At 67.3% G+C, this 23129-nt stretch carries 11 protein-coding genes; 5 read left to right on the top strand and 6 right to left on the bottom strand.

What is annotated here, in order from left to right; translation table 11 throughout:
* Nucleotides 1–18 precede the first annotated feature (18 nt).
* Nucleotides 19–822, bottom strand: a complete 804-nt coding sequence (locus tag ACYOEI_RS29010; RefSeq protein WP_462853150.1) for a hypothetical protein — start codon at nt 820–822, stop codon at nt 19–21.
* A gap of 431 nt (nt 823–1253) precedes the next feature.
* On the opposite strand from ACYOEI_RS29010, the gene ACYOEI_RS29005 reads away from it, so the two are divergent.
* Nucleotides 1254–2774, top strand: a complete 1521-nt coding sequence (locus tag ACYOEI_RS29005) for a N,N-dimethylformamidase beta subunit family domain-containing protein (RefSeq protein ID WP_462853149.1) — start codon at nt 1254–1256, stop codon at nt 2772–2774.
* Nucleotides 2775–3001: 227 nt separating this feature from the next.
* The gene (locus tag ACYOEI_RS29000) at nt 3002–4339 is read left to right on the top strand and encodes an acyltransferase family protein (RefSeq protein WP_462853148.1); all 1338 of its coding nucleotides are present in this window, start codon (nt 3002–3004) and stop codon (nt 4337–4339) included.
* Here ACYOEI_RS29000 and ACYOEI_RS28995 read toward each other — a convergent pair.
* Nucleotides 4242–7784, bottom strand: a complete 3543-nt coding sequence (locus ACYOEI_RS28995) for an ATP-binding protein (RefSeq protein ID WP_462853147.1) — start codon at nt 7782–7784, stop codon at nt 4242–4244. The genes ACYOEI_RS29000 and ACYOEI_RS28995 overlap by 98 nt on opposite strands.
* A gap of 248 nt (nt 7785–8032) precedes the next feature.
* Nucleotides 8033–9277: a metallophosphoesterase family protein gene (locus ACYOEI_RS28990; RefSeq protein ID WP_462853146.1), complete on the bottom strand. Its 1245-nt coding sequence runs from the start codon at nt 9275–9277 to the stop codon at nt 8033–8035.
* 730 nt (nt 9278–10007) lie between these two features.
* Here ACYOEI_RS28990 and ACYOEI_RS28985 point away from each other — a divergent pair.
* From ACYOEI_RS28985 to ACYOEI_RS28975, 3 genes are all read left to right on the top strand, one after another.
* Complete coding sequence (locus tag ACYOEI_RS28985) at nt 10008–10829, top strand: isocitrate lyase/PEP mutase family protein (protein ID WP_462853145.1); 822 nt, start codon at nt 10008–10010, stop codon at nt 10827–10829.
* Nucleotides 10830–11261: 432 nt separating this feature from the next.
* The gene (locus ACYOEI_RS28980) at nt 11262–11732 is read left to right on the top strand and encodes a hypothetical protein (RefSeq protein WP_462853144.1); all 471 of its coding nucleotides are present in this window, start codon (nt 11262–11264) and stop codon (nt 11730–11732) included.
* Between the two features lie 753 nt (nt 11733–12485).
* A complete protein-coding gene (locus ACYOEI_RS28975; protein WP_462853143.1) occupies nt 12486–13517 on the top strand; it encodes a DUF1559 family PulG-like putative transporter in 1032 nt (343 codons plus the stop codon).
* A gap of 135 nt (nt 13518–13652) precedes the next feature.
* Here ACYOEI_RS28975 and recD read toward each other — a convergent pair whose 3' ends face one another.
* From recD to ACYOEI_RS28960, 3 genes are read right to left on the bottom strand one after another with little or no spacing between them, the layout of a single operon-like run.
* On the bottom strand, nt 13653–15785 hold the full coding sequence (recD, locus tag ACYOEI_RS28970) for an exodeoxyribonuclease V subunit alpha (RefSeq protein ID WP_462853142.1): 2133 nt from the start codon (nt 15783–15785) through the stop codon (nt 13653–13655).
* Nucleotides 15782–19309, bottom strand: a complete 3528-nt coding sequence (locus ACYOEI_RS28965) for a UvrD-helicase domain-containing protein (RefSeq protein ID WP_462853141.1) — start codon at nt 19307–19309, stop codon at nt 15782–15784. Before ACYOEI_RS28965 ends, recD begins: the two co-directional genes overlap by 4 nt.
* Nucleotides 19306–22890 carry an exodeoxyribonuclease V subunit gamma gene (locus tag ACYOEI_RS28960; protein WP_462853140.1) on the bottom strand — a complete coding sequence of 1195 codons (3585 nt, stop codon included), beginning with the start codon at nt 22888–22890 and terminating at the stop codon, nt 19306–19308. Before ACYOEI_RS28960 ends, ACYOEI_RS28965 begins: the two co-directional genes overlap by 4 nt.
* Nucleotides 22891–23129: the final 239 nt, after the last annotated feature.

Genomic DNA, 23129 nt, shown 5'->3' with positions numbered 1-23129 from the left:
GAGCGTGGAGTTGGAGGCTCAGCGGGATGATTGCTTCATCCAGGGCTTGGAGACCGGGAAGTTGAGGCCGGTGGTAGGGTCGCGGTAGGAGCTCGGGGCGGTCTCCGGGTCGCTCGAGTCGGTCGAGTTGCGGGAGGGGTCGAAGATGCGGGTCGTGAAGCGACTCCACAGCGACTTCCGCTTCGGGGGGGCGTTCTCGTCGGTGCCGGGGGCGGTCCAGTAGTTGGCGGGGACCGACGGGCGGGGCATGTTGGGGTTGGGGGCCATCATCCCCGGGTTCGTCGAGGGCATGGGCGGGGCTCCCGACGCGGACCTCGCACGCTGGCCCGGCATGCCCGACGTGGTGTACGCGGTCCGGGAGAGGTCGGGGAACGACGCTCGGCTGCTGGAGGGGAAGGGTGCGCCGTAGGAGTGCGATTCGATCTCGCCGACGGGACGATGGGCGGCCGGGTAAGAGTAGCCTGGCGGAAGCTGTGCGGTCGTCGGGACGTAAGATCCCGGCATGTTCGGACTCGGTGTGCGGGGGGCGACGGGGCTGGTGTAACCGGCCGTCCGACCGCGCGTCGTCGGCGTCATCGAGGCGGCGTCCGTGCCGGTCGAGTACCCGGGGATGTTGTATGCGGAGGGCATGGCCGGAGCGGTCGGCATCCGGCCGTAGTTCCCCGCGCCAACAGGGTTCGGGATCGGGGCTGGGGGGCTCCCGAGCGGCGAGAGCTCGGTGCCAGGTGTCTGCGCCGAGGCGACGTTCGCACCCGTCGAAATCAGGCCGCCCAATAATGCCAGTCCGCCCGCCATGAAGACGGCTTTCGATGTCGATCGCATCGGTCTCTCTCCTCTTTGATCCCGGGCCAGGTCGATGCCCGGTCCCCGCACCTCATTCGACGAGCCCCGGGAGTCCGCCATCCCCGGGCGGTCCTCACCGACACGAACCCGTCTCGAGGTCAACTCGGCCGATCGTTCGGTGCCCGATGGGACGTGGGGGAGGCCATGACCGTCCCGGGCATCGGGGGGATGTGGTGCCGAACTCCCAGCGACCCGCCTCGGAACCGGGTAGCCCTGAGATGTCCCATCGTAGGGTTCATCGGAAGAAATTCGATTGGTCTTGAGCAAACGATTGGGGCGATTTTGCGGATTATGTCGATCGGCGGGGCGAGCTGTTGGCCCGAGTGCATCCGGCTGTCTCCTCGTATATGATCGTCGGACGATTGGGAGATCGCGAAAGACGGGTCGCACTCGGTTCGGGAGGCAAGCGGATGAATGAGGATCGACCGGACGGGAGACTGGGGAGGCGTGACGTCCTGAAGGGGGCCGTCGGCGCCTTGGGTGCGGCCGGATTGGGGCTGGGCAGGGTCGAAGGGGCCGACGTCCCGCGACGCTCCGACGCGATCGTCCGCGAGAACGAACGCCCGGGGACGACCGACTGGCAACTCACCTATACCCGGGTCGACAAGGGGGGGTACCGGTGCCCCTGGGTCGAAGGCTTCGCGACCCGGCAGAGCCTCCGGGCCGGCGAAACCCTGGAGGTCTGCGTCAGCACCGATCCCCCGGCGCCGTTCACGCTCGAAATCTACCGGATGGGATACTACGGCGGGACGGGCGGCCGGCTCATGACCCGCGTGGGCCCGTTCGACGGTGCGACGCAGGCCGTCCCCCCCGTGGGCGACGAACGGATCCGCGAGTGCGCCTGGACCCCGAGCGTCCGCCTGACGATCCCCGAGGACTGGCCGAGCGGTGTCTACCTCGGCAAGCTCTCGGCGCCGTCGAATCGCTGCGAGAGCTACGTCGTGTTCGTCGTCCGCGACGACCGGCCGTGCGACCTGCTGTTTCAGGTCTCGGACAACACCTGGAACGCTTATAACCGCTGGCCCGACAACTACTCGCTGTACGTCAACGGCCGGACCGATGGCCGTTCGCTGATGCCCGGGGTCAAGACGAGCTTCGACCGACCCTTCGGCAAATACGTCCAGATCTATGACAACCCCCTGTCTCAAGGGTCGGGCGAGTTCCTCCTCTGGGAGTTCCCCCTGGCGTACTGGCTCGAGCAGCATGGCTATGACGTCTCGTACGTCTCGAACGTCGACACCCACACCGACCCGAAGGGCCTGCTCCGCGGCCGGGCATTCCTCTCGGTCGGCCACGACGAGTACTGGTCGCTCGAGATGTTCGAAAACGTCAAGGGGGCGATCGAGAAGGGGCTGAACGTCGCCTTCCTCTCGGGGAACACCTGCTGCTTCGTCACCCCGATGACTCCGAGCGTTGGAGGCGTGCCCGCGCGGACGATCACGAGGGCCGGACGGTACGGCGGGGTGATGGAAGTCGAGAAGCCGTTCATGGGGCCCTTCCCCGTCGATGGGCCGAACGAGTCCGCGATCATCGGCGCGAGGACGATCAACCCGTTCAACGGCTCGGGGGACTGGGTCGTCGCCAAGCCGGAGCACTGGCTCTTCGACGGGACCGGGATGAAGGCCGGAGACAAGATCCCGGGCCTCGTCGGCTGGGAGTTCCACGGCGACCCCGCCCCGATCCCTGGACTCGAAGTCGTCGCCAAGGGGCCGACGAAGAACACCGCCGGCGTCCCCGCCGAGTTCACCGCGACGATCTACCCCGGACCGAAGGGCAACCTCGTTTTCAACGCCTCGACGATCTTCTGGTCCCAGGGCCTCTCCTCCCCGCCCGGCCACATGCCCCCCTACTCCCACTACGGCCGGCCCCACGGGCCCGATGCGCGAGTCCAGAAGATCACCGAGAACCTCTTGAAGAAGTTCCTGGCCTGAGCCTTCCCGAAACCCACGTCTCGAAACCCGGTTTTTAAGAAAAGACCGGGTTTCGGGATCGTCTCCTGAGTCGGTGAGTCGGTTCCCACTCGAGGTTCCCCTTTACAAGAACCGCTGATTCGGGCAAGAAGAGCCTCCCGGGAACCCGGGTTTTGAGGACGCGGGCGAGGGTGACGGATCATCCTCGATCGGCTGAGCGTCCTCCACTTCGCCAAACGAGTCAGGCCATGTCGACCCGCCGAGTCCAGCCGGCGCCCGGCGTCCGGACCGATCCGCCCCCGCGGGATCGGATGGACTTCCTCGACGGACTTCGAGGCTTGGCTGCGCTCTACGTCACCTTCCACCACGCGACGATCGCCGTCCCGCCGGAGATGCTGGGGCCTCGGACCCTGCAATTCCTCCCGCTCTTCTACATGGGCCATTCGGCGGTCTCGGTGTTCATCGTCCTCTCGGGCTACTGCCTGATGCTTCCCGTGGTCCGATCGGCCGACGGCCGGCTAAGAGGAGGGTTCGGCGCGTACCTAAAGCGTCGAGCGCGGAGGATCCTCCCCCCCTACTACGCCGCGTTCGGGCTCTGCCTGATCCTCGCCGCGGCGATCCCCGACCTCCGGAGCCGTGGCGGGACATTCTGGGACCTGGCCCTCCCGATCTTCCGGCTCGACGTCATCGCATCGCACCTGACGCTTGTGCATAACCTGAGGATTCGCTGGTTCTTCCGCGTCGACCCTCCGCTTTGGAGCGTCGCGACCGAGTGGCAGATCTACTTCCTGTTCCCGGCCCTGCTCTGGATCTGGAGGCGGCACGGGGTGGCCCTGGCGGTCGTCGCCGGGTTCGCGTTCGGGGGCGTTCTGCCGCTGATCCCCGGACTGTTCACGGGGAAGCCGGACCCGGCCTGGACCTTGCTGTGCCCCTGGTACGTCGGGCTCTTTGCCCTTGGGATGGCCGCGGCCGTTGTGGTGTCGTCGCAGGACCCTCGCGCTCGTTGGTGCAAGGATCGGATCCCCTGGAGTGCCCTCACGGTCGGCTTTGCAGCTCTCGGGTTCATCCGGCTGAGAAACTTCCCCACCGAGGTCTTCCCGAACGATGCAGTCGTGGGCCTCGCCACCGTCTGCCTGATCGTCGACTGCGTGCTCCGGGAGCGTCAGGGGACATTGGAGGCCCGGCATCCCCTCCTGCGGATCCTCAACTCGCGAACGGCCGTGGCGCTCGGGGCGTTCTCTTATAGCCTTTACCTGCTGAATTACCCCCTGCTCTCGCTCGCGTACTTGCTGGCGAGGAAGTGGATCCTCGTCCCCGAGGCGAGGCTCGCGTACTCGATGCTCGTGGCAGTCCCGATCACCGTCGCGTTGGCGTATGCGTTCCACCTCGTCTTCGAACGCCCGTTCATGAAGGCCACCCCTGTTGCCGACGGGCGGGCACCCTTGCGGTTCGGTCGTCGGCGACGAGACGGCTCGCCGACCGACTCGGTCAAGGGGTCACGGGGACGCCTCGGAGTTCGTGGACGAACAGGGCGTCGGGGGGGAGGTTGGTCGAGGCGAGGTCGACGAGGTGACGGTGGTGGGTGAAGAAGAGGACCTGGGTCCGCTTCGAGAGCGTGGCGAGCTCGAGTAACGCGGCCAGGGCCCGTTCGTCGTCGAAGTTGACGAGGATGTCGTCGACCACAAGCGGCATCGGCGCGTTGTGGTCGAGGTGATGCTCGAGGCTGGCGAGCTTCAGGGCAAGGTAGAGCTGGTCGCAGGTGCCGTCGCTCATCCCCTCGACGGCGACGGTCGCACCGTCGGGCCGGGCGCCGACGAGGACCGGCTCGTCCTTCTCGTTGAGCAGAGTGCGGAGCCCCGAGAAGGATCCGAGTGTCAGACCGGCGAAGATCTCGCCCGCGCGGCGAAGGACGGGCCCCTGGCTCCGTTCGCGATACCGCTCGATTGCCTCGCGGAGGACGGCCGAGGCGAGGCGGAGGCGGACGTACTGGCCGGCCTTCGACTCGATCAGGGCGAGCAGCCCCTGGGCCCGATTCGCGGCCTCGTGGGCGCGGGCGTCCCGAGAGGTCTCCTCCATCGCGTCGAGCTCGGTCTGGACGCCGCCGATCTTGTGGTTGACCTGCTCGAGGCCTTCGATTTTGCGCCGGACTTCGTCCTCGAGGCGGGCGACCTCGACGTCGAGCGTGTCGGACTCGGTCCCTTGCGTCTCGACGATGAACGCCTCGAGCGTCGAGCCCCCCGCGAGTTTGCGGAGCCGCTCGTCGATGGCTTCGAGCTCATGCTCCGCGGTACGCCGGAGGTCGGCCCGGCGCTCGGCCCGCGGGAGGTCGTTGGGAGACTCGCAGCCTGCCTCGCGCGCGAGTGAGGCGAGTCGGTCCCGGGCGTCGGCGACCCTGGCCTCGGCCTGGCGGATCTCGGCCTGGCGCTTCGCCCGGCGCGACTCACGCTCGTCGCGCCGGGTCTTGGCCTCGAGGGCCGCCGTCAGCCGCTCGTTCAGAAGTCCGGCGGCCCGCACCCAGGGGACTTCTTCGAGTTCGGGGGCGACTCGGGCCGTAAGGGCTCGGACGTCGTCCGCGAGGCGGGTTTCGTCCCGCTCGAAGGTCTCGATCCGACGCGACTGGGTCGCGGCCCGGTCGATCTCGTCGAAGAGCGACGTGACCTTCTCGAGCACGGCGTCGGCCACGTCGATGGTCGCGTCCGCCCCGAGTCCTAGTGGGGCGATCGCCGACATCCACGCGACACGCCACTCCTCCAGCCGATGTCGGGCCTCTTCGTCCTGGACCTTCGCCTCGGCGAGCCTGGCTTCGGCCTCCGCTCGCTCGTCCTCCAGAGACTTGCGCTTGCGGGCCGACGACCGGATCCCCTCGACGACCTGGTGGGCGCGGTCGACCTTCGCATCCAGCGACTCGGTCACCGACCCCTCCGGCTCGCCCAATCCGAGGAGCAGGCCCGAGAGCTCGGCCTGGATCCCGTCGACCTTCGCGTCCAGGCCCTGGACCTTCGCCTCGGCGTCGCGGACCGACTCGAGGACCTGGATGAGTTTGTCGTAATGATGTCGCCAGGAAAGCATCTCTCGGGGCGAAAGGGGCGCGAAGCCGAGCGATTGCCAGAGCGAGGTCCAACGCTCGAGCTCGCGCCGATGTCTTGCCTCGGCCTCGGCGAGCTCGACTCGCAGGGCCTCGAGTTTGGGCGAGGCCTGGGCTTGTTCGGCGACGAGCCCGGCCTTCTCGGCCACCCGGTCGGCCTCGCGTCGGAGGCGGTCGGCGAGGTCATCGGCCTCCGACGACGCTCGTTCGAAGGCGGTGGCGAGGGCCTCGTCGGGGAGAGCCTCTCCGGCCTCCGGGGGCCCGCTCGTCTCACCGAGCCATCGGGCGCGGACCTGTCGCCAGGTCCGGGTGCGCCGGTTTCGTGCGGATTCAAGGTCGGCTTCGCCGGGGACCTCGCGCTCATTGCGGAGGATCGCGAGTTTGCGGTCGATCTCGTCGAGCCGTCCGGCCGCCTCTTCGGCGCGTCGGCGGTGATCGTTGGTGGCATTCGAGGCCGCGTCGAGGTCCCCCTGGCAGGCCAGGATCGTGGCCTCGGAGGGGACGTCGAGCGCCCCGACTTCCTCCAGGGTTCCCGACCAGGGGCGGAGCGATTTGAGAGCGGTCGTGGCCTGCCGTTCGAGCTTGGTGAGCTCGCGCCTGGCGTCGTCGAGCTGCTGGCCGAGGTCCCCTTGTCGCCTCGCGCGCTGGACGGCGTTCGCGAGGGCCTCCGCGTCTCGGGGGGCGTCGAGCTTTTCGAGGGCCGACTCCGCCTTGTCGCGACGCTTCCCGAGCGAGACGATCGTCTTCGCCGACTCCGAGGCCGAGGCCACCAGTCCGGGGTTTGCGTTGGCGAGGCTCCGGATCTGCTGGCGGGCCTGGAGCGACAACCGGAGCGACTCGGCCTGGGCCGTATCAGGCCCCCGGCCGAGGTCGCGGAGGGTCGCGCGGGCAGACTCCTCGAGCGTGGCGACGGAGACGCGGAGTTCGGCGACCTTGCGTTCCTCTTTCCCGTGGGCACCGAGCCGACGCTGGAGATCTTCGACGGCGGCCGACTCGTCGAGGATCGGGCTGGGCGTCTCGAGCCGTTCCAACTGCTCGGCGATCTCCGCGATCTCGGCCTCGCCGGAGGCCCGGTCACGCTCGGCACCCCGGAGGTCGTCCTCCGCCTGGCGTCGGTCGTCGGCGAATTCGTCGCGGAGACGAGGGGCGTCGGCCAGGGTCGCCAGGGTTGCTGCCAACTCGGCACGTCGGGCGACATCGGGCAGCCCCTGGCCGATCCGCTCGAGCTTCGACTTCCGCCGACGCAGCTCGTCGAGCTCGCGGTCGAGCCGCCCCCGCACGCTCCGGGCTTCCTCGATGGCCGATCGCTTCTCGTGCCAGTCGGAGCTCCGGATCGAGGCGGCCTCGATTGCCTTGCGTTCTTCGGCGAGGTCGCGGAGGGCGCGGTTCAGGGCCGGGTTCCTGGCGGCGGCTCGGGCGTTGAAGAGCTCGGAGTGCTCGTCTTCGATCGTCTTGCGGAGCTTGCTCAGCCGGACGAGGTCCGTCCCGGCGCCGAAGATGAGCTGGCCGACCAGGCCGGCGGTCCCGGCAACGGCCTTGCGCCCCTTGACGAGCTCCTCGTGGTCGAGGCTGAAGAGGGTCTCGAACCGCCCCTGGTCGATCCCGGCGAGGAACCTGTCGAGCGACGCGTCGTCGATCGCCGAGGTGTCGTCCGGGGTCCGCAAGAGCTTGGTATTCCCCTTGCGACGGAGGAACGCCAGCTCGGTGCCGTCGGTGTGGCGGAGGTGCCCACCCACGCGCATCCGGTCGTACTCGCCGACGAGGAAGTGGTCCGACGACCGAAGCGGGATCCCGTAGAGCATCTGCTTCAGAGCTCGCAGGGCCGAGCTCTTGCCCGCCTCGTTCGGGCCGTAGATCAGGTGCAGGCCCTCGTCCCCTTCGGAGAGGTCGAGCCCAACGTCGACGAACGGGCCGAACGCACGAAGGTCGAGCTTGAGGATCTTCACGGGGCGTCCTCGGTTTCGCCCGATGTCGGGTCGTTGGTAATCTTGGCCACGGATTGGACGCGGATGAAACACGGATCAGAGGAGATGAGATTCATCAACGGATGACATTGATTTACGCAAATCTTAAAAAGGATTAAATTCGATCGAGCTTTGATTTCTGATGATCCGTGTTTCATCCGTGTTCAATCCGTGGCTAAAAGTCGGCCCGTCTTCGCCCGCTGCTGGGTCGTTGAAAACCGTGCCAGGATTCAGTTCAGGAGGCCTCGGACGATCATCGGGCCGACGTGTTCGAGGGCTTCGCGGAGCAAGGCGGGGGAGTCGAGGTCGAGCGGCTCGTCGCCCCGGCGGAGCTCGTCGGGGAGCTTGCGCTTGAGGTCGCCGAGCTCGGAGGCCCCGAGGCCTTGGAGCCGCTCGTCGTCGGCCCGGAGCTCCTCGATGAGTTGCATGAGGACGCCGATGGGGCCGTCGCCCGGCTCGAGCATCCGGGGGGGGGAGGTGCGGAGCTTGACCTTCTCGACCCAGATCGAGCCGCCGCCGATGTCTCGGGCACGGTCGCGGATCTCGGCCTCGACCCTCCCCTGCTCTCCCGCGACGTCGCGGTGCGCCGGGCAAGGGCCGAGGACCTCCACGCGGACGGCGAGGACTCGCCCGTCGGCCTCGTCTCGCAACGAGGTCAGCTTGTGGCCGACGCGCTGGACGAGCTCGTCGAGGTCGAGGGCCCCCGATGCATCGACCCGGCCGACCTCCCAGCGCAGCACGTCGAGCGACCGGTGCTCGAGGTGGGCGACCCGCCCCCCCTCGACGGTCACCAGCGTGCAGCCCTTGGACCCGACCTCTCGGGCGTGGCGCCCCTGGATGTTCCCCGAGAACACGATCGGCGGGTCGGCGTGCAGCTCCTCGCGCTTGTGGATGTGGCCGAGGGCCCAGTACTGATACCCACGCCGGAGCATGTCATCGATGGAGCACGGGGCATACGCGTCGTGCCCCTCGCGGCCCGTCGCGCACGTGTGGAGTAACCCGAGGTTGAAGTAGCCCCGGAGCCCCTCCGGATACGTCTCGGCCAGGTTCCGCACCTCCGCGCGGGTGCCGAAACCTTGGCCGTGGATCGCCACGTCGAGGTCGTCGTCCCGCAGCGTCTCGGGCCGATCCGTCGCGAGCATCTTGACGTTGTCGGGCAGGGTCAGGTGCCTCGAGATCTGGCTCGCGGCGTCGTGGTTCCCCCGGATCATGAAGACCTTCACGCCCTCGTCGCGGAGCCGGGCCATCTGCTGGTTGAAGTAGAGGCCCGTCCCGTGGTCGTGCCAGTCTCCGTCGTACAGGTCCCCCGCGATCGCGATGAACGCGACCTTCTCCCGAACCGCGAGATCAACCAGGTTCGCCAGCGCATCCCGCGTCGATCGGCGGATCTCCGTCACCGGGGCCCCGTCATAGCGGTCGAGACCCCGGAGTGGGCTATCCAGATGAATGTCGGCGCAATGAATGAACTTGAACAAGGTCCCGCTCTCTCCGTCCAAGGGGGCCCACCGATGTTCGTCCCGAACCGACCAATCGTACCGCAAAGCGTTGCGGAGAATCTGCCCGAGTCCTCTCGACGCCCCGTGCAAATCGACCGCGATGACCCGAGGGAGGAACTCAAATCGCGATGAATCTCGACTAAATTGATTGACAAAATTGACTTTTGAGATGGCCCTGCTGTAGGATGGAGGTGTTCGAGGTGTTTGTCTCACTTACCGACGAAAGGGGGCCAGGATGCTGACCCTGCCCGAAGTGGATCGCCGCGCCGAAGCCGACTTTGCCCGAGGTAGGTTTTATCGGGTTTCAGTCGGTTGTCCGTGCACGGAAATCCCCGATTCGTCGCGAGACCGCGAGCGCTCGAACATCGCACTACTGTACGAAGGAGTCCGTCCGACCAGGGCCGAGGCCCACGCGATGAAGGCCGCCCGGGCCTGGACGCCCGCGTTCGACTCTTCCCCCGAGCGTTTCGAGGTGCCGGGTTCGGGGTTTCCAGTCGGGGGACCATTCCGCGCGGGTCGTGAGCTCGATCCCGGTGGCCGCCTGGGCCCTGGTGCCTGACTTTGAGCTTCGGATCAGCAGGATGGCCGGGTCGCCCTCGTCGTGGACGGGGGTGCCTCGGCCCTTTTGCATTGAGGGATCCGGGGCCTTTCGCTAGGAATGAGACGACAAGGACGTATTGGACCGACGCCAATCCCGACGAGGCTCCCGATGTCCTCATCCCTCTCCTCCATCCGCGAGAACTTCCGGCGCCTCCACCGTGAAGGCTGCTTCGTGCTCCCCAACCCCTGGGACGTCGGGAGTGCCCGGTTGTTCCAGCATCTCGGCTTCTCCGCACTCGCGTCGACCAGCTCGGGCTACGCCTGGTCAACGGGACGACCCGACTACCGAGTGACCCTCGACGACGTGATCGACCACTTGAAGACCCTCTGCGCCTCGGTCGATCTTCCCGTGAACGCCGATTTCGAGTCCGGGTTCGCCGACGACCTCGAAGGCTTGATGAGCAACGTCGAGCTGGCCATCCGGGCCGGAGTCGCGGGACTCTCGATCGAGGACCGCGAACTCGACGGGACGGAGACCTTGTTCGACCTCTCGCGTTCGGTGGAGCGGATCCAGGCCGCTCGAGAGGCCATCGACCGGTCGGGGGAAGACGTCCTCCTCGTCGCCCGGACGGAAGGACTTCTCAGCGAACCCTCCGCGGTCTCGACGGCCATCGACAAACTCGTCGCCTTCGCCGAGGCCGGGGCCGACTGCCTCTACGCGCCCGGCGTGCGGGAGAAGGCCGACATCGCGGCGATGGTCCGGGCCGTCGCCCCCCGGCCGCTCAACGTCCTGGCGATGGGGCCCGACCGGAGCCTCGCGGAGTACGCCGACCTCGGCGTCCGTCGGGTCAGCGTCGGCGGCGCCCTGGCGCGAGTCGGCTGGGCCTCGGTGCTGTCGGCCGCCGAGTCGCTCAAGGCCGGGTCGTTTCGAAGCCTGGCCGGAGCCGCATCGGGACGGCGTTTGAACGACCTCTTTGGCGGTTTTGCGTAATCTACACCCGACGGCCCGCCCTCGGTCGGCTTGGAGACTGGTTCGCCTTTCGGAATCCCCACCGGTTCATGTCAGGAAAAACCTGGCAAAAATTTGCTTGTAATCCTGATATGCGACTTCTCGCCGAATCCGCATAATAAGGCTTTGTGTCTCGACGTGAATCCATGTGACCACCGATCGAGCCAACGTCGGTACCCCTCTTGTCATGCGGTGGCCTATGTCCTCGGTGCAGTACCTTGCCCGGCGCAGAGGCGCTGGCTAGAGGTTGGGCCACCTCATGTTCCCCGTCGACGACCGTCCCGTGGTCCGCCTGGCAGGCCTGGGCCCGGCCTGGATCAATGCCGACGGCCCCGATTATTCGCGTTGCACGAGTCTCACATCATCCGAAGCACTCGCGATAACCTCAGGAAGTGATCGCGAGCAAGAGGCGTTATGCGATATGCAGCCGGGATCGTCTGGCGATTCTCCCATGCGAGGATGACGCTTGCCCCGCTGGGTCATGCCGAGCTCGACATGCTCTACAGGTCGCGTCGGTTGCCGCATGTCCCGACGTTCTCTTCCGTCGATGGCGGAGTCCGGCCGCCTCATTCGTCCGAGTCGTTGACGAAGTGCCTCGACTCCTTCGAAGCGATCCTGGCCGTCTCCCTCTTGAAGGCCCAGCCCTGGCTCAACCCTCGGGCCGCGGCCATCCTCGTCACAATCTACTGTTGGGCCTGGGGCAGCCGGGAGGATGACGGCTGCCTGTTCCGCGAGTTCAGATCGCTGGGCGAACTCACCCTCGAAACCCTGGTTTCGCAGCATCGCGTCCGCTTCGCCTCGCTCGTCGCACTTGCCGACAAATGCGAGCGGGCCATACGCCCGGTGGATGAGGTTGAGTTCGACTCCCGAGCCGATCCCGCCTGAACCCTGCCGTCCCGACTGATGAAGGCCGGCGATCGCGCCCGGGCCCGGGCCCGTCGGCGATCTTTTCGCCATCGCGAACCGTCGGAACCAGGGGCGAGGAATCCGCCTCGAAGCGGAGCCGACCCGGACCGCAGCTCGACGGTTGCGCGATTCCCGCCCCGAGGTTGACTCCGGCATCCGATGATCTCGACGAGTCCTTTCCGAATTCGGGAGGTACGACTCCGCCGCTACCGGGCGTTTTCGCACGGCCGGGAGTGCTCGACGGAATCACTTCTCTGTTGGGACGGAACGGTTCCGCCAAACCGACGTTGATCGACCCCCTGACCTTCCTCAGCGAGGCTGTTACCGACTCGCTGAGCCACGGCCGTGGAGCGACGTGAGAACCTGGAGGGGTTCGGCAAGCGGCCGGACAAGGGGCCGAGATCGAGGAGATGGACTTCCGGCCCGGGAACCGGGTCACGGATCTGCCTACATTGAGAACCCGAGCTTGCCCAGGCACTGACCGTGCTCCGGCTTCCTTCAAGAGCGGCCGCACGTCAGGATTGTTGGTATCCCTTCTCGCAGTCGTTGCGTGCTGTTGCAACTCTCCCCATCCGAAATCATGGCGTACGGGCCGTTCGCCTAATTTTTTCGGAACGTTAATCGTTCCTACTCATCCATTCGTTATTGTGTGGATGGTCTTATTTTGACATCTTCAGGATTTTTAATATTCTGATCCTGGGAAGATTTTCGGGTTTGAGGAACGATCCAGATATGTTTGGACGAAGGCATCGCGGCTTTACCTTGATCGAGCTCCTTGTGGTGATCGCCATCATCGCGGTCTTGATCGCCTTGTTGCTGCCGGCCGTCCAGGCGGCGCGCGAGGCGGCGAGGCGGATCCAGTGCGTCAACAACATGAAGCAACTGGGATTGGCGATGGCGAATTATCACGACATCTCCAACAATTTCCCTCCCGGCCGGATCTGGGCCCCGAGCAAGACCCAGGCATTCCCGACGATCCTGGCGGGCGTGCAGAACACCCCCTGGTTCGTGCTGATGCTCCCGCAGTTCGAGCAGCAGAACCTCTTCAACACGTTCAACTTCGCCCTCGGCTCGGAAGGGCCGAACGCCCCCCTGCCCTTGGGCTACTACGCCAACTCGACGGTTTCCGGCGTCAAGGTCAGCGTCTTCCAGTGCCCGAGCGACGCGGAGAACAAGTTCCAGATCCCGACGTCGTATGTCGGGGGCTTGCTCAGCAACGTGATCATGACGAAGGGCAACTACGCGGTCAGTTGGGGCAACACCAACTGGGGACAGGGGCAGACGTCCCAGTCGGTCCTCTCCGTCCCTTATCTCCAGTCGGCCTTCGGGCACAAGGGGACGATCAACATCGCCTCCGTGACCGACGGGACGAGCTCGACGGTGTTCATGGCCGAGGTGCTCCAGGGGGGCTTGAACGACATCCGCGGGACGATGTGGTCGAGCATCGGCGGCGGCAGCTCGTTCATGACCCGGTTCACGCCCAACGGGACCACCGACTACCTCGGGATCAACAACGGCTTCGACCAGCTCTCGCAGACGATCTTCTGCACCAACGACCCTGTGCATCAGCTCCCCTGCGCCGCCACGACCGCCAACGGTAACAACACCGCCTTCTCCGGCTCGAGGAGCCGCCACGCGGGCGGGATCAACACCCTCAACGGCGACGGCTCGGTCCACTTCATCAAGAACACGATCTCGGCGCCGATCTGGGTCGGCCTGAACACGATCGCCGGGAGCGAAGTCCTCAGCGCCGATTCGTATTGATCGAATCCAGATGGCACTGTTTGTGACCGGTTTGAGGCTCCGCTTTCTCCGAGGAAGGCGGGGCCTTCGTCGCTTTCCCGATACAAGCCCGAAGCGCCAGCGAGCGAATCCTCCTCGCCTTTTCGAGGTGGGGATTCACTCGCTGGCGCTTCGGGCTTGTAAGAGGTCGTTCGCTGGGGCTGTTTCACGTGTGTGACCCATCGGATTCTGTGGTCGGGCTTCGAGCTTCTCGGCGATCCCGGAGTCGCGGCGGATCTCGCGGGCGACGCCTTGTTCGAAGAGGTTGCGATCGCCGACCAGGACGACGGAGGTCCGGCTCCGGGTGAGCGCGGTGTAGAGGACCTCTCGGGTATTGATGGGAAGGTCGCGGTCGGGGAGGACGAGGGCGACGCGGTCGAACTCCGACCCCTGCGATTTGTGGACGGTCATGGCGTAGGAGTGGCGGAGGACGGGGCGGAGCGAGTCGAGGTGGAAGATGCCGTAGCCGTCGGGCCGGGGGAAGACGGCCATCAGGCGCGGAGGGCTCCCGTCGGAGACATTGAGGACGAGGCCCTGGTCGCCGTTGAAGACCATGCGGTTGTAGTCGTTGACCTGCATCATCACGGGCTCGCCGGCGGCGAGCTCGTCGTCGCGCCTCGAGGAGAGCCCGGCGATGACGCGGCGGTGGAGGGCCTCGTTGATCCGATCGGCCCCGCTCGAGAGCACGCGGGTCAGGCAGAGGATTCGGGATCGCTCGACGTGCTCGAAGAGTCGGCGGATCCGCCCCTGGTCCTCGCCATCGAACTCGCCCCGCTCGGTCGCGTAGACGTGGCCGGCCAACTCGCCGAAGTCGTCGAGGGCGCGGATGACGTCGCGGTACCAGCGGTCGAGGAACGCGTCGAGCACGCCGGACCCTTCGGGAGTGGCGACGAATTCGACCCCGCGGAAGGCGAGCTCGGAGACGGCCGGGCGCTCGACCACGACGTCGTCGCGGTCGGTCGGCCGGGTCGGGACGAACTCGGGGAATGCGCCTCGGTCGATCGTCTGGGCGACGGTGTAGATGTTCCGGCCGTCGTCGTCTTCCCGGCGCATCCGATGGCTGTGCGTGAGTCGGACGCCTCGAGGGCCGAGGGGTGATCGTTCGCCGCCGTCGCCGAGCAGGTCGCGGAGCACCGCGCCGGCTTCGACGGAGGGGAGCTGGCGGGAGTCGCCGAGGAGGAGGAACCGCGCGTCGTCGCGGAGCGAGCGGACGAGCCGCTCCATCAAGGCCAGGTCGATCATCGAGGCTTCGTCCACGACGACGACCCGCTCGGCCAGGCGGTTGTTCTCGTGGTGGAGGAAACGGCCCCCTTTCGGGGAGTAGCCGAGGAGGCGGTGGAGGGTCTTCGGCTCGGGCAAGTCGAGGAGTTCGCGGTCAGCTTCCGCGGGGTCGGCGATCCCCGAGAGGCCGAGGCGGATCGCCTGACCCATGCGGTTGGCCGCCTTGCCGGTCGGCGCCGCGAGGGCGATGTCCTCGGGACTGATGCCGAGACGCCTGAGGACGCGGAGGATCGACACGACGATCGTCGTCTTCCCCGTGCCCGGTCCGCCCGAGATGACGGCCAGGCGATGCCTCGTCGCGGCAGTGATCGCCGCCTCCTGGTCTTCCGTCGGCTCGATCGGTCGCCCGTCGCGGACGGCCGGGCGGCTTCGGACGTCGGCCAGTGCCGCTCCCGCCTCCTCGTCGGACCAGGCCGATTCATCCTCGTCGAGTCGCAGGCCGATGGATGCGACGAACCGATCTTCCAGTGCAAGCATCTTCTGGAGATAGAGGTAAGGGCCCGAGACGACCAGCGGCTTGAACTCGCCGGCCTCGCCGACGATGACGTCGGCCCGACCAGCCCCGATGACCTGCTCGGCGACTTCGACGGCCCGTTCCGGCTCGATCGGCGCGAGGCCTGGAACCTCGGCGAGCCCCGAGAGCAGTGAGTGTGCCAGGGCGAGCCGGAAGGCCCGCCCGGCCTCACCGAGGAGCGGGATGCGCGTCGATCCCTCTCGGGCGTGGACCAGGGCCGAGAGGACCAGGAGGATCATCGCACGGCGCTCGTCGAGCGTGAGGCCACTTTGCCAGCGCACCAGCTCCCAGGCGAGGAACGGGACCTCGTCCTCGAAGTTATAGAGCGTCCCGAGACGCTCTCGGACCAGACTTAGCCAGTCGAGGATGACCGATTCGTCGTCGATCGTTTCCCCGTGAACCGAGAAGGCGGTCCGGGCAGTCCCGAGGGGCGAGAGCGGGTGTGTCGGTTTCATTCGCCACCTCGATCGACGGCCCGTGCGCCGAAACGACGCACCTCGTCCTCGTCTCGGAGGATGTCCGCCCACCTCGGCCTGGCGAAGTGGAGGCCGACCCCCTGCCCCGCGCCCGAGCGCAACCCTCGCAGGAAGGCGTAGACGAGTCCGCCGAACCGGGCGTTGTACTCCGATTCGGAGTGGATCCCGAGCGCCTTGACGAGTGCCATCGCGTAGAGCTTCGCTTGCAACGCATAGTGGGCCTGCACGTGCGCCTCGATCTCTCTCGGCCCGTACGAGGGCAAGACGTCGCTCTTCCAGTCGGCGAAGTAGACTAATCCTGCGTGCTCGACGACGAGGTCCACGAACCCTTTGATGAATCCACGCTCGACGACGAGCTTGCCCGGGACGGGCTCCGAGAGCGGCGGGTGGCCCTCTTCCGGGTAGGGGAAGAGGAACTCCATCTCTCTCAGCGCGAGGGAGCACGTCCCCAGGCCCGGGATCGATCGGCCGGGGCCGACCATGACCTCGGCGGTGAGGGCGTGGTAGACCATCGCCTCGGCGATGGCACGGTACTCCGTGCTGATGCCGTTGCGGTCGATCGCCTCGGCGACGACGGAGGAGACGTCGTCGCGGGCACGCCAGGCCTCGAGGGGCGGGTGGCCTTCCACCGAACCGAGGGGGATGAGCTCGAGGATCTCGTGGAGGAAGGTGCCCGAGGCGGTACCGCCGGGGAGGTCCCCCTCGACGTCGACCGCGGCGGCGGTCGCTCGTTCGGGCTCGCGCCTGAGGTCGTCGCGGCCGAGCGGGTCGATCGCGTCGTCCCAGGTGTGCTTCATCTGGGAGTACGACGCGATGGCATACCCCGAGTGCCTCGTCCGGATGGCAGTCTGAGCCGACCCCTGGCCGTCGTCGAGCAGGGCGCGCGGAGGGTGCCACGAAGCGAGGTCACGCAACGGTTCGTCCGGGCCCCCACCGATCCAGGGGCGGATCGGCGCGTCGCGGAACGGGACCCTGCGGAACCGGTCGGCCTTGCCCGAGTCCTCCAGGCCATCGACGACGGCCAGGAGCCGCTCGTTGACCTTCTTGTAACCCCCATTCCAGTGCGGGTTCCAGTGCGGCCGAGGGACGAGCGGCAGATAAAGCCTCGCCTTGGCCCGGGTCATGGCGACGTAATAGAGCCGCTGAAGCTCTTCTTGACGCTCGCGCCCGGCCAGGTCCTTGGCGGTCTCGTCTTCACCGATCGAAAGGATCCGACGGCCCGCTTCGTCGTGGTATTCGTGGAAGCCGTCCGAGCGGAACCCGGTGAAGCCGCCGTAGAGGAAGACGACGGCGGCCTCGAGTCCTTTGCTCTTGTGGATGCTCATGATCTGCACGGCGTCCCGGTCGCTCTCGAGGCGCTGGACGTTACCGTCCTCGCCGGGAGGCTTGCGAATCCCGAGGATATACGCATCAAGAGTCTTGATCAGGTCTCCGAGCTCGGCGCCGGTGGCGCGTGCGTCTTCCAGCAGGATCTCGAAGAGGTGCTGGTAGTTGGTCAGGCCTCGTTCGTGGTCCTTGAGGAAGAGCTCGCGGCGGATGACCCCGCTGTCGTCGAGGATCCTCGAGAAGAGCCGTTCGAACCGCCGGGAGTCGGCCAGGTCTTTCCAATCGACCAGCCGGGCCAGGAGCGGATGCGAGTCGGCCAACTCGTCCAGGTCGGGGAGGGCTGCGAGCGGGACGGCGAAGAATGGGGAGATCCAGGCCTTGCCCCGCTTCGAACGATCGCTCGGGTCGTCGACCGCCGCGAGCAGGTCGCGCACGGCTCGGGCCTCGGGCGACTGGAACAGGCCGTCCTGCTTGTAGAAGGCGAACGGGATGCTGGCTTCGCGAAGCGCCTGGGCGACCCGGAGTGAGTCCTGGTTCGTCGCCGCGAGGACGTAGATTTCGCCTGCGGGGACGGGATTCGCGCCGGCATCGTCTCCGAATTTCAGGGCGTGCGTCCCCGAGATAAGGTCGCGGGCTTCCCGGGCGATCTGGCGGGCGAGACCTCGGCGCAGTTCGGGGAGGCCGAGCGCCTCGCCCCAGGGCTGGATTTCGAGCAGGTGGATCGGCGCGTACGGCGAGCCGTCGCTTTCCTCCGCGAACAGGGTTCGTCCCCCTTCCACGGGCGCATCGTAGCGGATCGGCCCGTCGAAGAAGGGCGACTCCGACCCCTGGTCGAGGACGTGGTTGTAGGCGTCGATCAGGGCGGGCGTCGAGCGGAAGTTGCGAGTCAGGGGGACAGGCGGCACCCCCGACCATTCCACCTCCGCCCTGGCCGCGAGGTAGGTCGAGACATCCGCCCCCCGGAAGCCGTAGATCGCCTGCTTCGGGTCGCCGATCAGGTAGGCGAGGTTCTTCCCCTCGCTCTCGAGGAAGACGCGGCGGAAGAACGACCACTGGAGCTCGTCCGTATCCTGGAACTCGTCGATCAGGGCGAACCGATAACGCGACCTCAGGGCCTTGACGATGGCATCGCCGCCAGGTCCTGCCACGGCACCGGCGACGCCTGCGATGACGTCGTCGAAGTCGTAACAACCAGTCGCCCCCTTCTGCCGCTCGAGCGTCGCGAGGATCCTGGGGAGGAACGCCTGGATGATCGCCGCCTTGAGCGGGACGATGCGGTCGGCCAGGGCCACGACCGCCGCACCGAGATCCCCGGGGATCTCTCGGGCGCGGACCTGGGCGGCGATCTTCCGGATCGCCTCCTGGGCGTCGGGGTCGAGCGCGGCGCCCAGGCTCCGGCCCGACCGCGCGATGACGGCCGCGAGATTCGGCAGCAGACGTTCCTTGATCGACTTGACCGTGCTGTGATGCACCTTCGCGGCCTTGAGCACCGCCGCGAACGACTCGACGTGGTCCGCGAGCTTCATCGCGAACAAAGGGTTCGACTCGACCTCGCGCCGGAGGTCCTCGATCGAGAACGGCGGCCGGATCTCCCGGCGCGAGGCGTTGCAGCGATAGAGGAGGTCTTCCAGGCCGTCGACCCCGCCGCTGCCGCGCTCGAGCCAGGCTTCGAGCAGCTCGGCGGGATCGCCCGGCCTTCGGGCGAGCTCGCGCCGGAGTGTGTCCTTGAAGGCGCGGTCGAAGAGGGTGCGGCCGTCCTCCAATGTGCCCTCGAACAAGCGTCCGTTCTCGAAGGCATACTCCGAGAGGACCCCGCCGAAGAACCCGTGGATGGTGCCGATCGAGGAGGCGTCGAAGGCGAACAGGGCCCGACCGAGACGTTCTCGGGCGGCGGAGTCGATCCTCCAGACGTTCGTTACGTCCGGGCCGGCGTCTCCATCCGCGGCGAGGATCTTGCCGATGATCGCCCGGAGCCGTTTGCGGAGCTCCGACGCGGCCCGCTCGGTGAAGGTCAGGACGAGGATCTCGCCGAGCGAGGCGTCCTCGCGGAGCAAGAGCTCGATCACCATGTGTTCGATCGTATAAGTCTTCCCCGTCCCGGCCGACGCCTCGATCACGGCGTGGCGGTCCCGGGGGATCCGGTCGAGGATCTCGGGCCTCTTGTACGTGGGCGTCATTCGCCGAGGCCCCCCGAGTCGCGGAAGAGGCCGAAACGCCGCTCGATCATCGCGAGGGCCTCGTCCTCATCCGGCGGGTCGTAGAGCGAGAAGTCAGTGACCGGTCCGTAGCGCGAAGAACACGTGGCCCGGTCGTCTTCCTTCATCCGCTCGACACTCAAAGCGATCGGCTCCCCTTTGCCGAGGGCGGCGAAGACCGCCTCGCAAGGGAGGAGATACGCGTGCGGCCCGCCCAGCATGTCGGCGAGCACGTCGGCGAGGAACCGCCGCGCGCGTGGGCCGTCGACGCCTCGGAAGATCCGGTGCGCGTCCGGGGGCTTGCCGGAGCTCGGGAGGTGGATCAGGTGCGCATGGTACTCGGCCGGGTCGTGGTGGCCAGGGAGCAGGCTCAGGACGGCGGCGTCGAGGAACCCGGCGAGGAAGTCGCGTTCCGAAACCGCCTCGCGCGTCAGCGCCGTCAACGACCCCGGCAGGCGGCCGGAGACCATCTCGGTGCGGCCGAAGAGCTCGACGCGCACGTTCGACTCGCCGCTCCTCCCGCGGAGCGTGACGTCGATCGGGATCGCGGCCTCGAGTCGGTCGACGCGCTCATTCTCGGCGGCCCGGCCGAACCGGTAGATCCGGAACGGCCCCCGGTCGGCCAGCCCTCGACGGCGGGCCTGGTCGTGCCAGGCGTGGAGGTAGGCGAGGTGGCTCCGCCTCTCGGCGTCCCGGAAAAGCCCCACGGGCATCATGCCGAGCCGGGCCAAAGCCTCGGCGTGGGCCGTGTAGAGGGCCTCGAATCGGGAAGGGTCGCCGTTCGAGAGGGTGGCCTCGCCGAGCGACTCGAGGAAGACCTCGCGCAACAGGACGGTCGCGGGGAGCCGATCGGTGGAGAAGTGCTCATCCTCTCGAATGGCAATGTCTTCGAGCTCCTCCTCGCGGAGCCGGAGCATCATCCTCGCCCACCCCTGGAGCGGACATTCGAGGAAGCGCCGGATATCCCGGAGCGAGATCGCGATCCTCGGCGAAGGCCCCGGGGTCGCCGGGTCTTCGGGGAGTTGGCAAAGCCCCAGCCAGTCGACGAATCGACGATCCAGCCTCCGGAGCGAGTCGGCCGGGACGGAGAGGTCCCAGGCCCCCTGGTCGGCGAGCGACGCCCGGAGCCGCCTCGCGCTCGCCTCTTTCCTCGCGGCCGGGGCCAGGGCCGTACGGAAGCTCCGAGTGTTGTTGAATTTCGGCTCCAGGGCCTGGGAGAAGTACTCGGGGGCGTATCGCCGCAGCGGGTGTGTCTTGATCTCGAGCCCGCCCTTGGGATCCGGCCGCCCGTGGTTGACCTGGTCGATCAACTCGTGGATCAGCGGCGACGGCTCGAGCGTCTCGCCGGTCTGCGAGTCCCGGGCGACGTATGAGAGCGTGAGCCGGTCTCGAGTCCTCGCGATCGCCTCCAGGAACAGGAGCCGGTCCCGCTCTCGGGGACTAACCTCGCCGACCCGACGTCGGCCCCGCGGTTGGTCGCCCGTGTCCGGCCCTTCCGAGGACGGGAACCGGCCCTCGCCCAGGCCGCAGACGAAGAGAGCCCGGAACGGGACGCCTCGCAAGGCCTCAATTGGCCCCACGACGATGCCATCAGCCAGCACATTCCCCCGGGAGCCCGTCAACCCCCCGAGCGCTTCGCGGAGGCACTCGAGCGGGATCCTGTAGCCGAACCGTCGGCCCGAGACGTCGAGCGCCTTCAGGGCGTGGATCTCGTCCACGCAGGCCGAGAGAGCCCGCTGCTCGGTCGCCGAGTCGGCCCCGAGATAGGCGTTGACCATCCTCGCGAGAAAGGCCGACCACTCGGTGAACGTCAGCTCGGCCGTCCTGGCGAACCGGGCGTCGGCCACGATCGACCGGACGAGCGCAAGCAGCCGGGCGACGTCCGCCATCGCCTCGGCGGGCTCGTCGAGCGGAGGATACTCCGAGCCGTCGAGGGGGAACGTCCGTTCGTCCCCCCCTCGGGTCCCGGTCATGAAGACCCCCAGAACGAGCCGACGCAGCCCTTGCTCCCAGTGGAAGAGGTCGCGGTCGATGTACGTCCCCTGGTGATCGCTCGCGTCCGCCCCGTGTACGATCTCGAGGGCCTCGCACCACCCGGCCCAACGCGCGGTGTCGGCCTCGGGAAACCTCGCCCGGAGCGCCGGGTGTGTGAGCACCTTGAGCAAGTCGGGGCGGGTGAATTGCCCTAGCGGAAGCGCGAGTAACAAGAGCACCGCCTCGACCGACCGGCATTCGCCAGCCAGCGGCAGCTCCACCATGGCATTCGGGATCCCGTGCAGTTCCTCGAACGCCGCGCGGAGGTGGGCCTGGTACGCCGCCAGGTTGCCCGAGTCGGCCAGGGCAACGCCGACGTCGCGGAACCGGAGCCGGCCAGGTCCTGCGCCTTGCTGCCGGTCATCCTCGGCGATCATCCGCCAGATCTCCCCCGCGACGACCTCCGCCTCGCGCCGGATCCCCGGGCAGGCGAGGATCGCGAGGCTCTCGTCGGAGCTCGAGGTCCACACTTCGTCCCATTCTCGGAGCAGGATCTGCCTCCGGAGCCGGTTAAGGATTGACTTGCGACGAGAACCGGTGGGGAACTCAGGGTGGAAGACGACCCCTTCCCGTTCGCCCAGGATCCGGAAGAAGTCGCCGACCGGTCGCCCCCATTCCCGGACGATCGGCAAGTCGTCCGGGTCATCCTCCCGAAATGGCACGCGAGCCGGTGTGCTGGACTTCCTCCCCTCGCGTTTCGGAGGGCCCGTGGAGAACAATTCCCCCTGCCTTACCCTCGGACCCAAGTCGTCGCGGAAGACGATGCCAGGCGTCGGTGCATAGACGTGGACGATCGAGGTTCGGTCGAGGAACGCCAGCAGACGCCGAAAGCCTCCCCACGCATGCGAGAACCCGAAAACATGGACCTCGGCCGGGGTCCCTCGCCCGTTCTCGTCGAGCCAGGGGTAGAGCTCGAAGGGAAAGAGCCACCTCGCCTGTTCCAGGTCCCTCGCCCGTTGGATCAGCCCCCCTTCCCCGCCGACATGTCCCCAAAGCGCCTGCGGCCACGCGACCGTCTCGTCTGTCCAGTCCTCGCCGAACCTCTCGGCCTCCTCGTCCTGCCTCGCCCGCAACCGTTCCGGCCGATCTTCTCCGTACATCGCAAACTGCCGACTCAGTCTCGTCGCGAGCTGGAACCGCCGGAGCTCCCTCGCATCGACATCTCCACCCGCCGCGTCGAGATACGCCCGAACCGGTTCCGGAAGCCTTATCGCATTCGCTCCCACTTCAAGCCCGTCGAGAAAGAACGCCCGCAACGCCCATTCGTCGAGCAACTTCACCTCCGGCCAGGCCTGCGTCGGGAGCAGTGACCGCAGGAACGTCTCGGGGACGTAGAACTCCAGCCCCGCCGCAATCCCCGCCCCCTGGGCGATCTCATACCTGAGGTAATTCTCGAGGACCTGTCCCGGCACGATAATCGGCGGCATCGCAAACAGCCGAGACCTCGCGTCCTCCCTCGACGCCCCGAGGTTCGCGACCAGCCGCCCGGCCAGCCTCTCGAGCTGGTTGGAGTACCAGACATGGATCATCGTCGAACGTTCCTACGCGGCCCGCGACTAACATCGCCGAAGCCGCTCCCTGGGACGGTCCAGGCCCACGCTCCTCGCGAGCCAAGGTTTTTCGTAGAAAGGGCTTGACGCGGAGGGCCGGGCAAATTTCGCAGGACTTACGATGCGGGTAGGGTAGGCATCGCCCACCGGGTCTCTCCAATGCCGGTCAGCGGTGGCTACCCTATGAATTGCGGTTGGCTCGCGCGTGGAGTTCTTTC

It is taken from the genome of Singulisphaera rosea (assembly GCF_054877945.1).
Note: the sequence above shows the minus strand (reverse complement) of the source record. Positions and strands in the feature narration are given on the sequence as shown.

Coding starts and splice junctions, on each gene's coding strand:
- ACYOEI_RS28960 (WP_462853140.1), bottom strand. CDS start 22,890: ATGATCCATGTCTGGTACTCCAACCAGCTCGAGAGGCTGGCCGGGCGG.
- ACYOEI_RS28985 (WP_462853145.1), top strand. CDS start 10,008: ATGTCCTCATCCCTCTCCTCCATCCGCGAGAACTTCCGGCGCCTCCAC.
- ACYOEI_RS29010 (WP_462853150.1), bottom strand. CDS start 822: ATGCGATCGACATCGAAAGCCGTCTTCATGGCGGGCGGACTGGCATTA.
- recD (WP_462853142.1), bottom strand. CDS start 15,785: ATGAAACCGACACACCCGCTCTCGCCCCTCGGGACTGCCCGGACCGCC.
- ACYOEI_RS29005 (WP_462853149.1), top strand. CDS start 1,254: ATGAATGAGGATCGACCGGACGGGAGACTGGGGAGGCGTGACGTCCTG.
- ACYOEI_RS28965 (WP_462853141.1), bottom strand. CDS start 19,309: ATGACGCCCACGTACAAGAGGCCCGAGATCCTCGACCGGATCCCCCGG.
- ACYOEI_RS28980 (WP_462853144.1), top strand. CDS start 11,262: ATGCGATATGCAGCCGGGATCGTCTGGCGATTCTCCCATGCGAGGATG.
- ACYOEI_RS29000 (WP_462853148.1), top strand. CDS start 3,002: ATGTCGACCCGCCGAGTCCAGCCGGCGCCCGGCGTCCGGACCGATCCG.
- ACYOEI_RS28975 (WP_462853143.1), top strand. CDS start 12,486: ATGTTTGGACGAAGGCATCGCGGCTTTACCTTGATCGAGCTCCTTGTG.